Below are 14,517 nucleotides of genomic sequence, written 5' to 3' on the forward strand. Positions count from 1 at the left end.
GATCCGCGTTCCCGTTCGTTTGGGGTCGGTGCCGGTCCGGGGTACCGGTTACACGGGCAATGGCGCCGCAGGTCTGCGAGCGTGCACGTCCGGGTCGGGGGCGCCCGTGTAACCGGCACCCCTCCCCGTCCCCTTCCGACGGTCGTGCGGCTGCGGGCCGGTGAGGGTGCGCGTCACCTACACCTCCGCCGCGTCCCCTTCCGACGGTCGCGCGGCTGCCTGCCGGTGAGGGGGCGCGTCACCTACACCTCCGCCCCGTCCCCTTCCGCCCGGAGCGCGGCTGCGGGTGCGGGTGCAATGGGGGGTGCGCCTTACGCGCAACCGGCACGGCCGGGCCGCGGGTGCGGGTGCGATGACCCCGCGCCCGGCGGCGTCACCCTCCGGAACCCGGGCCGACCGTGGGAGGATCGCCGGTGTCATGACTGCGACCGCACTCTCCACCCAGACGCCCGACACCCCCACCGAGTCCACCGGGCACGAGGCCCTGCACCGGCAGGTGATCGCCTGGTTCGACACCCATGCCCGCGACCTGCCCTGGCGCCGGCCCGATGCCGGTGCCTGGGGCGTGATGGTCAGCGAGTTCATGCTGCAGCAGACGCCCGTGAACCGGGTCCTTCCCGTGTACGAGCAGTGGCTCGCGCGCTGGCCGCGGCCCGCCGACCTCGCGAAGGAGGCGCCGGGCGAGGCCGTGCGCGCCTGGGGCCGGCTCGGCTACCCGCGGCGTGCGCTGCGGCTGCACGGCGCCGCCGTCGCCATAACGGAGCGGCACGGCGGCGACGTACCGACGAAGCACGCCCAACTGCTCGCGCTGCCCGGCATCGGCGAGTACACCGCGGCGGCCGTCGCCTCCTTCGCGTACGGGCAGCGGCATGCCGTGCTCGACACCAACGTGCGCCGGGTCTTCGCCCGCGCGGTGACCGGCGTGCGCTACCCGCCGAACGCGACCACCGCGGCCGAACGGCGCCTGGCCCGCGAGCTGTTGCCCGAGGAGGAGGCCACCGCCGCGCGCTGGGCCGCCGCCTCGATGGAGCTCGGCGCCCTGGTGTGCACGGCGAAGGGCGAGGAGTGCGGGAAGTGTCCGATCGCCGCGCAGTGTGCGTGGCTGCAGGCGGGCAAGCCCGAGCATCAGGGGCCGCCGCGCCGCGGGCAGACGTACGCGGGCACCGACCGGCAGGTGCGCGGCAAGCTGCTCGCCGTGCTGCGCGAGGCCGTGGCGCCCGTGCCGCAGGACGTGCTCGACCGGGTGTGGGACGAGCCGGTGCAGCGGGCCCGTGCCCTCGACGGGCTGGTGGCGGATGGTCTGGTGGAGCCGATGGAGGGCGGGTTGTACCGGCTGCCCACGGCCTGAGGAGGGCCTGAAGAGGGCCTGAGGACGGACGGCTCGCTGCGGCCGGGCACCTGGTGGGTGCCCGGCCGCAGGTGTGTTCCGCAGGGGCGGCTGAAGGATCAGCGGCCCAGGAACGCGTTGTGGAAGGTCAGCTTCGAGGTGTTGCCCTGCCGGTCCACGACGGTCGCGCGGAGCGTGATGCCCTTGCCCTTGGCGGGGGCGAGGACGGCGGCCCGGCCGAGGAGGGCCGGTGCCGTCACCCAGTGCTCGCCGCCGTCGTAAGAGGCCTCGATCTTCAGGGACTTGAGGTTGTCTCCGGCCGCCGCGCCCTGGATCTCGTACGGGATGAGCAGCGGGCGGTGGGCCTTGACCTTCGACTCCAGGTCCACGGCCGGGTGGAAGCGGACGGTGGAGGCGGGCACCCAGCCCGAGTCGCCGGACTTGGAGCGGAAGCTCCAGCTCGCGTCGATGCGCGTGCCCGCCCAGAAGTACCGCGGATCGCGGATCTGGGTCGTGGTCAGCGTGTACGCGCTGTCCTCGGCCGGCACGGCGAACGAGGCGAAGCTCAGGTCGTTGTCGCTCTCCGCGATCTTCTCGCCGTTGCGGTGGAGGGTCGTGGTGGCCTCGGGCGGGTCGATGTCGGAGAAGATCCCGGTCTCGTGGCCGTCCCCGTCCGCGAACATGGAGAGGAAGGCGTAGAGCGTGTCGCCGGAGCGGGTGATCCCGGCGCGCTCCTCCTCGTCGAACACCGGCCCGAAGACACCGGTGTTGAAGTCGGTGCGGTGGGTGCGGCCGGCCTCGAACTTCTTCCCGGAGACCGTGTAGCCGACTTCGGTGGGCAGCCAGCCGTTCGGCAGCGGGTCGCCGATCTGGTCGGCGTTGAGGTACCAGGTGGCGTCGTTCTCGGTGGACAGGTACAGGTGCTGCCGCATCGGCGCCTCGGTGAACCGGCCCGAGGTGTAGCCCTGGACCGAGCTGCCGCCGATCCTGACGAAGCCGCCGGCGGAGATCCACCCGGTCTTGCCGGCGGCGAGCGTGCCAAGACCCGCGTCGACATGGGCCAGTTCGCGCTCGGCGGCGTGCTTGGTGTAGCCGTCGCCGAGGCGCGTGACCGTGCCGCCGTAGACCAGGGAGTACTGGGTGTTCTCGCCCTTGACGAAGTCGGCGTCCCAGACCTGGCTCAGCGAGCCGTCCGTGAGCTCGGGGCCGAGGTGGGCCGTGCGCACGTTGTCATACGTGTCCAGCTGCCAGGCGAACCGGTTGTCCCGGTAGCCCTTCTTCACGCCGTACGACATGAAGGCCTGGTCGGGCGTGGCCTCGCCGTCGGGCACCGTGATGTCCACCGGCTTCGCCGTCCGCGCGTCCAGGGTGAGGGAGCTGCCCTTGTCGGTGACGACGAGCTTGGGCTGGGCGATCCAGTCCAGGCCCTTCGACAGGTCGGCGCGGTCCTCGATGATCATCGACTGGACGGTGTACTCGCCGGCCGGCAGCCGCAGCGTGCTGGAGTCGCTGGTCTCGTCGAGCTCGAACTCCTTGACCTCGTACTGATCGCTGAGCTCGGTGACGTAGGTCTGGAAGTGCTTCGCCGCCTGCCCGTCGCGTCCGAGGTTCTTCAACTCGACCGGGTAGGAGGCGATTTCGCGGTTGACCGCGAAGGCGCTGCGTACGCTCTGGCCCTCGGCGGTGGCGACGACGGCCCCGCTGTAGGCGCCGTTCGGTGCCTCCACCTTGGTGTCGGCGGTGACGGCGGCCTCGGCGGTGCCGCCCGCGGGGACGGTGAGTCGCGCCGGGCTGACCGTGAACATGCCCGCGGGGGCGGGCGTGCCGTCCGGGCCCTTGCCGCCGGCGGTGAGGTCGAAGGTGACGTCGGCCGTGCCCTCGTTCTTGTACGTGAGGGTCTTCGTGACCGGCTCGTCGTCCTCGTGCGGGTACTGTGCGGTGCCGAAGTCCAGGGAGACGGGCGTCGCGTGGACGGTCTGCGCGAGGGCCCGGTCCGACTGGATGCGGCCCGCGCCCTGCTCGAAGGCCGTGTGGCCGACATCCTTGGCGGAGGCCGTCAGAACTCCCTTGAGCTGGGCGGCCTTCCAGGCCGGGTGCTGCTGCTTGAGCAGGGCGGCGGCGCCCGCGACGTGCGGGGTGGCCATCGACGTACCCGAAATGGTCATGTAGCCGGGCGGGTTCTCGCCGTACTCCTCGGCGATGGAGTTCCCGGGGGCCGAGGCGGCGGTGATGTCCACGCCGGGGGCGGAGACGTCGGGCTTGATGCCCGCGTCGCCGACGAGCGGGCCGCGGCTGGAGAAGTCCGCGAGCTTGTCGCTCTTGTCCACGGCGGCGACGGTGAGCGCGCCCTCGGCGGCGCCCGGGGTGCCGACGGTCTTCTCGCCGGGGCCCTCGTTACCGGCCGCGATCGCGAACAGGACGCCCTGCTCGGTGTACCGGTTGACCACCTCTTCGAGCGGCTCGACGCCGGGGGCGTCCGGGCCGCCGAGGCTCATGTTGACGATGTCGGCGCCCTCGGCGGCCGCCCACTCGATGGCCTCCATGATGTCCGACTCGGAGCCGCTGCCCTGGTCGTTGAGCACCTTGCCGTCGATGAGCCGCGCGCCGGGCGCGACGCCCTTGTACTGCACGCCCTTGCCCGCGATGGTCGAGGCGACGTGGGTGCCGTGGCCCTGGCGGTCCTTGGTGTCGGCCGAGGTGGAGAAGTTCTTCTCGACCAGCTGCTGCCCGGCGAGTTCGGGGTGGGTCTCGTCGACGCCGGTGTCGAGGACGGCGACCTTCACGCCCGTGCCGTCGTAGCCGGCCGCCCAGGCCTTGTCGGCGCCGATCTGCGGGACGGAGACGTCGAGTTGGGCCTTGACCTGGCCGTCGAGCCAGATCTTGGCGATGCCGGAGGCGGTGGTGGTGCTGACAGCGTTGTCGGACGCGGCGGTGAGCGCCTGCCACAGCCGCGGCAGGTCCTGCGCGGGGGTCGTGACGGCCTCCGCGTTCAGGGACGCGAGGGTGCGGCGGATGGTGGTGGCGCCCGCGTCGTCGACCTGGGCGCGGGCCGCGGGGGCCTCGCCCTGGTAGCCGACGATGACCTTCAGGCCCTTCCTGTACGCCGCCCGCGCGTCCGCGGTGCTCAGGGCGGTCGCGTCGAACAGGCGCCGGTCGAGCCTGCCTCGGGAGATCAGGCGCTGGGCGTCCAGCGGTACGGCGTACTCGTGCGCGCCGTGGCTGCGCACGCTGACGGGTATGCCCTCGCGGCCCTTCGCCGGGTGGAATCCGGTGACGCGCCCCTCGGTCACCTCGACGGTGTCGCCGGTGATGAGCCGGACGCGGTGCGGGACCGCCTTCCTCTTCGGCGCCTTCTGCTGCGCCTTGTCTTCCTGCGCCTTGGTGGCCCGGGCAGCCGTCGGGGCGCCCGGGGTGCCGGCCGCGCCCGCCGGTGCGGCGGCTCCTGCTGTCATCGCCAGGGCCGCGGTGGCGGCCAAGGCGACGAGGCCTGGTCTTCTCGCCTGGCTTCGCACGTGAATCCTTACGGGTCGGGTCGTCGCCGCATGGCGAGCCCCCGACCGTCGTGCACTGGCGAGTCGAACCGCCGGCGACAACCGGCGCTGCTGCGCCAGAAGTTGCTTGCGCGGCGCAGTATTCAGGCGCCCTCCGGGGTGATCAATAGGTTCGACGGTAGCGGTATACCGTTAGCCCACGTTTGCCGGGAAAGCTTTTTCCCGGTCTTGGCCTACGGCTACGGGGTGCACCGGCGAGGACGCGCGGGGTGATGGCCGCAAACGGCAGGGAGCGGCGGTTCAGGACGGGACCGAGGGTGGCTCGCACCCCCTTCGAGACCCCCTGAAACCGGGCATACGAGGCGCCCCTTTACGCACCCCGTACTTCTGTTACACAACCGAGGGCCAGCCGTGCGGCCACCGCAGGCTCGTTCGCGAATCCCCGTTACACCGCCTCCGTAGCGTCGAAGACGGAGCCGGGAGAGATCGGGTTCCACCTTCACGAAGCGGTTCGAGGAAGCGTTCGGGGACGGAACGGAGGCGGTTGGAATGGCGCACGGCGAGGTGCTCGAGTTCGAAGAGTACGTACGGACGCGGCAGGACGCCCTGCTGCGCAGCGCACGCCGTCTGGTCCCCGACCCGCTCGACGCGCAGGACCTGCTGCAGACCGCTCTGGTCCGCACTTACCACCGCTGGGACGGCATAGCCGACAAGCGGCTCGCGGACGCCTATCTGCGCCGCGTCATGATCAATACGCGTACGGAGTGGTGGCGCTCCCGGCGTATCGAAGAGGTGCCGACCGAGCAGCTGCCCGACACCGGCATGGACGACTCCACCGAGCAGCACGCCGACCGCGCGCTCCTCATGGACGTCCTGAAGGTGCTCGCCCCCAAGCAGCGCAGCGTGGTCGTGCTGCGACACTGGGAGCAGATGTCCACCGAGGAGACGGCCGAGGCGCTCGGCATGTCGGCCGGCACGGTCAAGAGCACGCTGCACCGCGCGCTCGCCCGGCTGCGTCAAGAGCTGGAGAGCCGGGACCTCGATGGGCGATTCCTGGAGCGTGAGGAGCAGGAGCGTTGCGCGGCCTGAGCGGCGGCAGCAGCCCGGAGGATCCGGGCGGGCGTACGGCGGGGGCGGGGACGGCCCCCGGCCGGCGCAGGCGCAAGGCGGGGAGCACGGCCACGGCCGGGCTCGCCGCCCTCGCGCTGTGTGCGGTGGCCGCGACGGCCTGCGGCACCGGCGGCACCGGCACCCGCGACGAGGGCGCGGCCGAGGTGGCGGGCGAGCACGCACCGAAGACCAGCGCCTCCCCGGCACCGGCCGAGAAGCACCTGACCACGGTGGACGCGGTCGCCCTCGTCAAGGACGACCCGAAGGTCAGCGCCCGCGTACGGGCCGATCTGAAGCCCTGCTTCAAGGACGCCTATCCCGTCGACGTCTCCTACGGCAACCTGACCGGGGGATCGTCCGACGATGTCGTGGTCAACGTGATGACCTGCGGAGATGCCATCGGCGTGGGCAGTTACGTCTATCGCGCGGACGGCAAGAAGTACCAGAATGTCTTCAAGGCCGAGGAACCACCGGTTTACGGCGAGATCGACCAGGGTGATCTGGTCGTCTACCGGCAGCTGTACGCCGAGGACGACCCGGTGGCCTACCCCTCCAGCGAGGAGGTCATCACGTATCGCTGGCAGGGGGACCGGTTCAAGGAGACGGACCGGACGCACAACGACTACAGCAATGCGGTGAACGGGCCGGAGGCCGCGCCGCCCGAGGAGAACTGAGAGCAGGCGATGGCCGATCAGAGCAAGACGCGCGTGCTGTTCGTCGAGGACGACGACGTCATCCGCGAGGCCACACAGCTCGCCCTCGAACGCGACGGCTTCGACGTCACCGCCATGCCCGACGGCCTGTCCGGCCTGGAGGCCTTCCGCGCGGAGCGGCCCGACATCGCGCTGCTCGACGTGATGGTGCCGGGGCTCGACGGGGTCTCGCTGTGCCGCCGTATCCGCGACGAGTCCACCGTGCCGGTGATCATGCTGTCCGCGCGCGCCGACTCCATCGACGTGGTGCTCGGCCTCGAAGCCGGCGCCGACGACTACGTGACCAAGCCCTTCGACGGCGCCGTCCTGGTCGCCCGGATCCGCGCGGTCCTGCGCCGCTTCGGGCACGCCGGCGGCCCGAACGGGGGGACGGCCGGCGGCGAGGAGCCGGTGCAGGCCGGCTCGGGGGTGCTGTCCTTCGGCGATCTGGAGATCGACACCGAGGGCATGGAGGTCACCAAAGGCGGCGAGCCCGTGGCCCTGACGCCCACCGAGATGCGCCTGCTCCTGGAGTTCTCGCACGCGCCCGGCACCGTGCTGTCCCGCGACAAGCTCCTGGAGCGCGTCTGGGACTACGGCTGGGGCGGCGACACCCGCGTCGTGGACGTCCACGTGCAGCGGCTGCGCACGAAGATCGGCCAGGACCGCATCGAGACGGTCCGCGGCTTCGGCTACAAGCTCAAGGGATGAGCGCACAGGGATGAACCGCACGGGGGCTCAGGGGACCGCCCGCAGAACGGCTCCGGGGACGAGCCGTACTCCTGCCGCCGGCGCTCCGCGCACGGCCCGCCTCACCGCAGGCGCCCAGCGGCTCAAGCAGCGCCTCACGCACGGGATGCGCACGGGTCTGCGCTGGAAGCTCAGCGTCGCCATCGCCCTGGTCGGGGCGCTGGTGGCCGTCACGCTCAGCCTGGTCGTGCACAACGCGGCCAAGGTCTCGATGCTGGACAACGCGCGCGATGTGCAGGACGAGCGGATCGTGTTCGCGCAGCGGATCTACGAGTCGACCAAGCGCACCCAGTTCAACACCCGGCTCGACGACCCCGCCCTGCCCGCCGAGCTCAAGGACAAGGCGGCCGAGGGCCGGCGCGCCACCTACGTCCAAGAGAACGAGGACGGCCCGCCCGACATCTGGGCCGCGATGCCGGCCGGCGACGGGCACGTCCTGTCCCTGCACAGCAAGTTCACCGACCGCAGCGCGAGCATCATGAGTGACCTCGACCAGGCGCTCGTGATCGGCTCGATCGCGGTGGTCGTGGGCGGCAGCGCGCTCGGCGTGCTGATCGGCGGCCAGTTCTCGCGCCGGCTGCGCCAGGCGGCCACCGCGGCGAACAAGGTGGCCCAGGGCCAGACCGAGGTCCGCGTGCGCGAGGCCATCGGCGGTGTGGTCCGCGACGAGACGGACGACCTGGCCAGCGCGGTGGACGCGATGGCCGACGCGCTCAAGCAGCGCTACGAGGCCGAGCGCCGCGTCACCGCCGACATCGCCCACGAGCTGCGCACCCCGGTCACCGGCCTGCTGACGGCGGCCGAGCTGCTGCCGCCCGGCCGCCCCAGCGAGCTGGTCAAGGACCGCGCGCAGGCGCTGCGCACCCTGGTCGAGGACGTCCTGGAGGTGGCGCGCCTGGACGGCGCGTCCGAGCGGGCCGAGCTGCAGGACCTGATGCTCGGCGAGTTCGTACGGCGCCGGGTGGGCATCGCGTTCCCCGACGTCGCCGTGCAGGTGCTGCACGAGTCCGAGGTCACCACGGACCCGCGGCGCCTGGAGCGGATCATCGGCAATCTCCTCGCCAACGCGGCCAAGCACGGCAAGGGGCCCATCGAGGTGTTCGTCGAGGGCCGCGTGATCCGGGTCCGCGACCACGGCACCGGGTTTCCGCCGGAGCTGCTCGCGGACGGCCCGAGCCGCTTCCGTACGGGCAGCAGCGACCGCGCCGGGCACGGCCACGGCCTCGGGCTCACCATCGCGGCGGGCCAGGCCCGGGTGCTCGGCGCCCGGCTGACCTTCCGCAACGTGGGCTCGGAGGGCGGGCCGGTCGAGGGCGCGGTGGCGGTCCTGTGGCTGCCGGAGCACGCGCCGACGAACACGGGGAGCTTCCCGATCCTTCAGCTGCCGCCGCAGAAGTGAGCGGGCGCGCCGGGGCGCCCGCGGTCAGCCCCAGGACTTCGAGAAGTCCAGCTCCTCGTTGCGCTCGGTCAGCGAGTACCAGTTCCCGTTGTCGTCGCGGAAGATCGCCTCGATCCCGTACGGACGCTCCTGGGGCTCCTGCAGGAACTCCACGCCCTTCGCCTTGAACTCCTCGTAGTCCCGGCGGCAGTCGTCCGTCGTGAAGGCCCCGGCGCCGATCGCCCCCTTGGTCACGAGCTCGGTGAGCGCCTTGGCGGTCTCCGGGTCGGCGCCGGGACCGTCCGGCCGCATCAGGGCGAGCTCGACCTCGGGCTGGTCCTTGGCGCCGACGGTGATCCAGCGCATGTCGCCCATGGCGAGGTCGGTGCGCACCTCGAAGCCGAGCTTCTCGGTGAAGAAGGTCTTGGTCCGCTCCTGGTCGAGCGTCCAGACGGTGCTGATGGCGAGTCCCTTGATCATGGCTGCCGCTCCTGTCGTGTGGCGGTGGATTCCGTGGTTTCACGGTAGGCAGCACCCTTCGAGCGGGGCTTCTCCAAAATTGCGGTGACCCAGGTCTCAACGCGTTCCGTCCCCTCGTGACATGACGCACAGGCGTTTTGTCCGTTACTACCCGGAATAGTGGAACGCCGGGTCCTCGAGGCCGGGACTTTGGTCCCGCGAGGGCTGGACCATATGTCCCATTTGCCCGTGACCAAGAGCCGGCAACGGAAATCTCGCCTCAGGCGCCCCCGCGAAGTGCGACTAAACCTGCGTACGACAAAGTTTGCGGAGAAAACCGGCGAACCGGCGCGCAGGCCGCCCCGACCCGTCAAGGGCCGGGCAGCCCTCGTCCGGTTTACGAGGTTGCGTAGTAGATGAGGGGTTTGGGCTGAGGCGTCCCGGCGGGTTACCAAGGGATGGCCACCCCGGCCGTGCGGTCCTCGACGAGGCCTTCGCGACCGGGTCCGTTCATGTCAGGCCACGCTCACGTCCCCGAGCCGCAGCCCCTGGAGGAAACGCGATGTCGAAGCGCGCCAAGTCCCACATACCCGGCCCCCTGTTCTCCCGTACCCGCGTCACCGCAGCCGCCGTGACCGCCGGTCTCGCAGCCACCACGCTGCTCGGAGCAGGGGTCGCCACGGCAGCGGACGAGGCAGCCGGCGACGCGCTGCAGGATGTCACCGCCACCCAGGTGACGAGCCTCAAGGCGCAGGCCGCCGCCCAGGCGAAGTCGGCCGGCACCGCCCAGCAGGCCGCGGCCAAGAAGGCCGCCGGCTGGGAGGACCCGGTCGACGACTACACGCTGACCGCGAGCTTCGCGCAGGCGGGCGGCATGTGGGCGCACAAGCACTCCGGCCAGGACTTCGCGGTGCCGGTCGGCACCCCGGTGGACTCCGTGCACGCCGGTACGGTCGTCAAGGCCGGCCCGAACGGCGCCGGCGACGGTCCCGCGTACGGCAACGCCATCGTGATCAAGCACGACAACGGCAAGTACTCGCAGTACGCCCACCTGTCGAAGATCCAGGTCCGCGTCGGCCAGAAGGTGAACACCGGCCAGCAGATCGCCCTGTCCGGCAACACCGGCAACTCCAGCGGTCCGCACCTGCACTTCGAGATCCGTACGACCCCGAACTACGGCTCCGCGATCAACCCCGTCGCCTACCTGCGCTCGCTCGGCGTCACGGTCTGATCCACCCCGACACCTCCACCGGGGACGACTGAACTACTGCTCGCCGTGGCCCGCGTGGGCCCGGGTGACGAGATCGATGGCGACCTCGAGGACAGCGGCACGCTTGTCCTCGGGGTCGCCTTCGGCGTCCTGGAGGTGGAAGTTCCCGGCGTGCATCGTGATCAGCGCGCTGACGCAGCGGACCTGGTCGACCAGGGGCGCATCCGGCTCCTTCAGGATCGCCATCAGCTCCAGGATCCGGTCCTTGAACATCTCGCCGATGCTCAGCTCCCGTACCGTCGCCTGGTTCTCCTGCATGAAGCGGAAGATGGGCCCGGCGTCCATGACGATCCCGCTGTAGCGCCGCAGGACCTCCTTCTTGGTCTCCAGGCCGTGCGGCTGCCCCTCCGCCCACTCCACCAGCTCCCTGATGGGCCGCGTGCGGTCCTCGAAGACGCTGATGAGGATGTCTTCCTTGGTCTTGAAGTGGTAGTAGAGCGCCGCCTTCGTCACTTCGAGCCGCTCGGCGATCTCGCGCAGCGAGGTCTTCTCGTACCCCTGCTCGGCGAAGAGCTCCAGCGCGACGTCCTGGATGCGCTTGCGGGTGTCGCCCCGGCGGGGCTGCCGCGTACTGCTCGTCATGGCTCTCTCCTGCCTGCCCCAGTGGCCCCGAAGCCCTAGGTCCAAGGGCGGAGCCAGGGTCAACACAAACTTACTTGACGCCCGGCTAGTTGCCCAGCTACCTTCACATCGTAGCGAACTAGCCGGGCGGCAAGTAAGTGCCGGGGACAGGGAAGTGATGGGGATGGCGACCCAGAGCGCGGGGACGGCCCCGCAGGACAGCGCGGGCATAGCCCCGCAGGGCGTGGCGGAGAAGGAACCGAAGCAGCGCAGCGTGCGCGTCGTGCTCGGCGCACTCATGATCGCGATGCTGCTCGCGATGCTGGACAACATGATCATCGGCACCGCGATGCCGACGATCGTCGGCGAGCTCGGCGGCCTCGAGCACCTCTCGTGGGTGGTCACCGCGTACACGCTGGCCACCGCCGCCTCGACCCCGATCTGGGGCAAGCTCGGCGACATGTACGGGCGGAAGGGCACCTTCCTCACGTCCATCGTGATCTTCCTGATCGGCTCCGGACTCTCCGGAATGGCCCAGGACATGGGCCAGTTGATCGGCTTCCGCGCGATCCAGGGCCTGGGCGCCGGCGGCCTGATGGTCGGCGTCATGGCGATCATCGGCGACCTGATCCCGCCGCGTGAGCGCGGCAAGTACCAGGGCATGATGGCCGGCGTCATGGCGCTCGCCATGATCGGCGGACCGCTGGTCGGCGGCGTCATCACCGACCACCTGAACTGGCGCTGGACCTTCTACATCAACCTGCCGCTCGGCATCCTCGCCCTGATCGCCGTCACCGCCGTCCTGCACCTGCCGAAGAAGCGCGCGCAGGCCCGGATCGACTATCTCGGCGCCGCGCTCCTGACCGTCGGCATCACCGCGATCGTCCTGGTCACGACCTGGGGCGGTACGGAGTACGCCTGGGGCTCGGGCCAGATCATCGGCCTCGCCGTCCTCGGCGTCGTCTCGCTGGCCGCGTTCATCGGCTGGCAGACGAAGGCGGCCGAGCCGATCCTGCCGCTGCACATCTTCCGCAGCCGCAACTTCTCGCTGATGGCCGTCATCGGCTTCCTGGTCGGCTTCGTGATGTTCGGCGCGACCCTGTTCCTGCCGCTCTACCAGCAGTCCGTGCAGGGCGCGTCGGCCACCAACTCCGGCCTGCTCCTGCTGCCGATGCTGCTGTCGATGATGGTCGTCTCGCTGGTCGTCGGCCGGATCACCACCAACACCGGCAAGTACAAGATCTTCCCGATCGTCGGCGGCGTCCTGATGATCGTCGGCATGTTCCTGCTGTCGACCATGGACACCGGGACCTCGCAGGTCACCTCCGGTGTCTACATGGCGGTGCTCGGCGCCGGCATGGGCTTCCTGATGCAGATCACGATGCTCGTGGCGCAGAACAGCGTGGAGATGAAGGACATGGGCGTGGCCTCCTCGTCGGCCACCCTGTTCCGTACGCTCGGCTCCTCCTTCGGTGTCGCGATCATGGGCGCGCTGTTCAACAACCGGGTCCTGCACGAGATGGCCTCGCGCGGCGCCGCCGAGCTGCAGAACGCCCAGCTCACCCCCGAGCAGCTGAAGGGCCTGCCGGCCCAGGCCCGCGAGGCCTACGAGTTCGCGGTGTCCTCGGGCACGCACCTCGCCTTCCTGCTCGGCGCGGGCATCACGGTGATCGCGCTGATCGCGGCCTTCTTCGTCAAGGAGATCCCGCTCAAGGGGGCGGGCCCCAAGCCGGCCGAGGCATCCGCGGAGGGTGGGGACGCTCCGGTGGAATCTCGGGACACCCGGGACAAGGCGGCCGTAGCGGAGACCGTCTGACCCCTGGCCCAGCCCGGCCGACGAAGCCCCCGGTGACCTCTGGTCGCCGGGGGCTTCGTGCGGCGCAGGTGGTCGCCGGGGGCTTCGTGCTGCGCGCGGGGGCTTCGTGCTGTGTACGGCGCATCCTGCGGGACGCCGTTGTCAGTCCCGCGTGCCAGCATCGAGTCATGGCCCCGGAACCGCCGCCACCCGCTCCCCCGCCCCCGGACGTCACCCCCGTGACCCCGCACCTGACCCACCTGCGGCAGCTGCGCCTGGCCAAGGACGCGATGGACCGCGACTGGTCGGACCCGGAGCTCGACCTGGACGCGGTGGCCGCCCACGCCGGCTACTCGCGCTTCCATTTCGTACGGGCCTTCAAGGCCGTATACGGAGAGACGCCGGGCCAGTACCTGTCGCGCCGCCGCATCGAGCGGGCCGAGGAGATGCTGCGCACGGCGGACCTCTCCGTCACGGAGATCTGCATGCTGGTCGGCTTCAGCAGCCTGGGCACCTTTTCCACCCGCTTCAAACAGCAGACGGGCCTCACGCCGAGCGCGTACCGGTCGAAGAACGTCGGCCGCGGCGCCGCCCTGATCCCCGGCTGCTATGCATTGCTGTACGCGGGCGGCTTCCCGGGCCGGGAGCGGCACCGCCGGGCGGACTCCTAGCGCCCGGACGGCAGGCACGGGCGGTGTCGGAGGCGCGTGATAGTTCTGCCGCATGGCCGCGTTCAAGGACTTCAACTTGAAGCTCGTCGTGATCGACGTGCTCATGTACCGGCAGGGTCTCCTCACGCCCGCCTTCGATCTCGATACCCGCATGCGGGAGCGGGGCATCGAGATACCCGCGGTGTACGTGCTGGAGAACGACATCGACGACGAGATCCTCGACGAGTCGCGCACCTTCTTCGAGGAACTGGTGATCGCGGACGAGCTCCTGGCCGAGGTCGATCTGCTCTGCTTCGACGCCGGCCAGGAGATCTACCGGCACTGCGCCCCGGCCTGGGGCGGCGAGGACGACCTCTTCGACATCCGCTCCCTGGACGACCTCGCGCTGCTGCCGAACCTGAAGCGCGTCACCGCCGTGCACGACGGTGTGCTGGTCGCACCGGGCAAGTGGGAGACCTTCGCGGCCCGCGGCATCGAGGCGAGCTGAGGGGCGTGGACATGGCACCCGGACGAGCGGTCATGCTGTGTGCGTACTGCCGACGCGAGATCGTGTGCGGGCGACCGGCCCTGGGCGGCCCGCCCTGCCCGGGGCAGTTCCACGTGCACAGCAACGAGGCGGCGTGCTTCCCCGAGCAGGGCGCGGCGAGCCCGCGCGCCTGGCCACCCGGCGGGTGCGGCTGCAAGCCCCGGGAGCTGAGGCAACGCGTGACCGGCCCGCCCCCGGCACCGAGGGCCGGTACGGAGCAACTGGCCGAGACCGGCAAGGCGTTCCTCGGCCTCGCACCGGGTGCGAGGGTGAACGTCGTCGAGCTGCCGGACGGCCGGGGCGTGTGCGTCGTCCAGACCGGACGAGGCGGCGGCAAGGCATACGTCGCCCCGGACCGCACCGTCCTCTTCGTCCCGTCCGGCACGGACTTCGACACCGGCCTCGCGGCCTTCCTCGGCGGCGCGCGCACCCCCGCGAAGGACTCCGAAGCCCGGACTTAGGGTCAGACTCCCGGGCTGCGGACTCC

13 protein-coding genes are annotated in these 14,517 nt (G+C 70.9%); 10 read left to right on the forward strand and 3 right to left on the reverse strand.

The features are described 5' to 3' along the window. Nucleotides 1-418 precede the first annotated feature (418 nt). On the forward strand, nucleotides 419-1,348 hold the full coding sequence (locus BLT97_RS19340; RefSeq protein WP_245769414.1) for an HhH-GPD family protein: 930 nt from the start codon (nucleotides 419-421) through the stop codon (nucleotides 1,346-1,348). 98 nt (nucleotides 1,349-1,446) lie between these two features. Here BLT97_RS19340 and BLT97_RS19345 read toward each other — a convergent pair whose 3' ends face one another. Next, on the reverse strand, nucleotides 1,447-4,839 hold the full coding sequence (locus BLT97_RS19345; protein ID WP_342742750.1) for a S8 family peptidase: 3,393 nt from the start codon (nucleotides 4,837-4,839) through the stop codon (nucleotides 1,447-1,449). 528 nt (nucleotides 4,840-5,367) lie between these two features. On the opposite strand from BLT97_RS19345, the gene BLT97_RS19350 reads away from it, so the two are divergent. Genes BLT97_RS19350 through cseC form a run of 4 tightly spaced genes read left to right on the forward strand, consistent with a single transcriptional unit; the run spans nucleotide 5,368 to nucleotide 8,769 of the window. Next, nucleotides 5,368-5,907 carry a SigE family RNA polymerase sigma factor gene (locus tag BLT97_RS19350; RefSeq protein ID WP_093611899.1) on the forward strand — a complete coding sequence of 180 codons (540 nt, stop codon included), beginning with the start codon at nucleotides 5,368-5,370 and terminating at the stop codon, nucleotides 5,905-5,907. Continuing rightward, entirely contained in the window at nucleotides 5,895-6,602 is a 708-nt protein-coding gene (locus BLT97_RS19355; RefSeq protein WP_425442731.1) for a hypothetical protein, read from the forward strand. Before BLT97_RS19350 ends, BLT97_RS19355 begins: the two co-directional genes overlap by 13 nt. Nucleotides 6,603-6,611: 9 nt before the next feature. Further along, the gene (gene cseB, locus BLT97_RS19360; RefSeq protein ID WP_093611901.1) at nucleotides 6,612-7,331 is read left to right on the forward strand and encodes a two-component system response regulator CseB; all 720 of its coding nucleotides are present in this window, start codon (nucleotides 6,612-6,614) and stop codon (nucleotides 7,329-7,331) included. Nucleotides 7,332-7,341: 10 nt separating this feature from the next. Beyond that, nucleotides 7,342-8,769, forward strand: a complete 1,428-nt coding sequence (gene cseC, locus BLT97_RS19365; RefSeq protein WP_093611903.1) for a two-component system sensor histidine kinase CseC — start codon at nucleotides 7,342-7,344, stop codon at nucleotides 8,767-8,769. Between the two features lie 24 nt (nucleotides 8,770-8,793). Here cseC and BLT97_RS19370 read toward each other — a convergent pair whose 3' ends face one another. After that, nucleotides 8,794-9,228: a VOC family protein gene (locus tag BLT97_RS19370; protein WP_093611905.1), complete on the reverse strand. Its 435-nt coding sequence runs from the start codon at nucleotides 9,226-9,228 to the stop codon at nucleotides 8,794-8,796. Nucleotides 9,229-9,769: 541 nt separating this feature from the next. Between BLT97_RS19370 and BLT97_RS19375 the strand changes: the two genes are divergently transcribed. Further along, nucleotides 9,770-10,438 carry a M23 family metallopeptidase gene (locus tag BLT97_RS19375; RefSeq protein WP_093611907.1) on the forward strand — a complete coding sequence of 223 codons (669 nt, stop codon included), beginning with the start codon at nucleotides 9,770-9,772 and terminating at the stop codon, nucleotides 10,436-10,438. 33 nt (nucleotides 10,439-10,471) lie between these two features. Here BLT97_RS19375 and BLT97_RS19380 read toward each other — a convergent pair whose 3' ends face one another. Then, a complete protein-coding gene (locus BLT97_RS19380; protein ID WP_093611909.1) occupies nucleotides 10,472-11,059 on the reverse strand; it encodes a TetR/AcrR family transcriptional regulator in 588 nt (195 codons plus the stop codon). 163 nt (nucleotides 11,060-11,222) lie between these two features. Between BLT97_RS19380 and BLT97_RS19385 the strand changes: the two genes are divergently transcribed. The 4 genes from BLT97_RS19385 (at nucleotide 11,223) to BLT97_RS38555 (ending at nucleotide 14,491) form a co-directional block, all read left to right on the forward strand. Continuing rightward, the gene (locus BLT97_RS19385; RefSeq protein WP_093611911.1) at nucleotides 11,223-12,854 is read left to right on the forward strand and encodes an MDR family MFS transporter; all 1,632 of its coding nucleotides are present in this window, start codon (nucleotides 11,223-11,225) and stop codon (nucleotides 12,852-12,854) included. Between the two features lie 269 nt (nucleotides 12,855-13,123). Further along, entirely contained in the window at nucleotides 13,124-13,504 is a 381-nt protein-coding gene (locus BLT97_RS19390) for a helix-turn-helix transcriptional regulator (RefSeq protein ID WP_245769431.1), read from the forward strand. Between the two features lie 52 nt (nucleotides 13,505-13,556). Continuing rightward, complete coding sequence (locus BLT97_RS19395; protein ID WP_093611915.1) at nucleotides 13,557-13,991, forward strand: DUF6892 domain-containing protein; 435 nt, start codon at nucleotides 13,557-13,559, stop codon at nucleotides 13,989-13,991. Between the two features lie 11 nt (nucleotides 13,992-14,002). After that, the gene (locus BLT97_RS38555) at nucleotides 14,003-14,491 is read left to right on the forward strand and encodes a hypothetical protein (RefSeq protein WP_245769415.1); all 489 of its coding nucleotides are present in this window, start codon (nucleotides 14,003-14,005) and stop codon (nucleotides 14,489-14,491) included. Nucleotides 14,492-14,517 lie beyond the last annotated feature (26 nt).

Origin of the sequence: Streptomyces indicus, from assembly GCF_900100315.1 — a bacterium.
In the GTDB taxonomy this organism is placed as follows: Bacteria; Actinomycetota; Actinomycetes; order Streptomycetales; family Streptomycetaceae; genus Streptomyces; species Streptomyces indicus.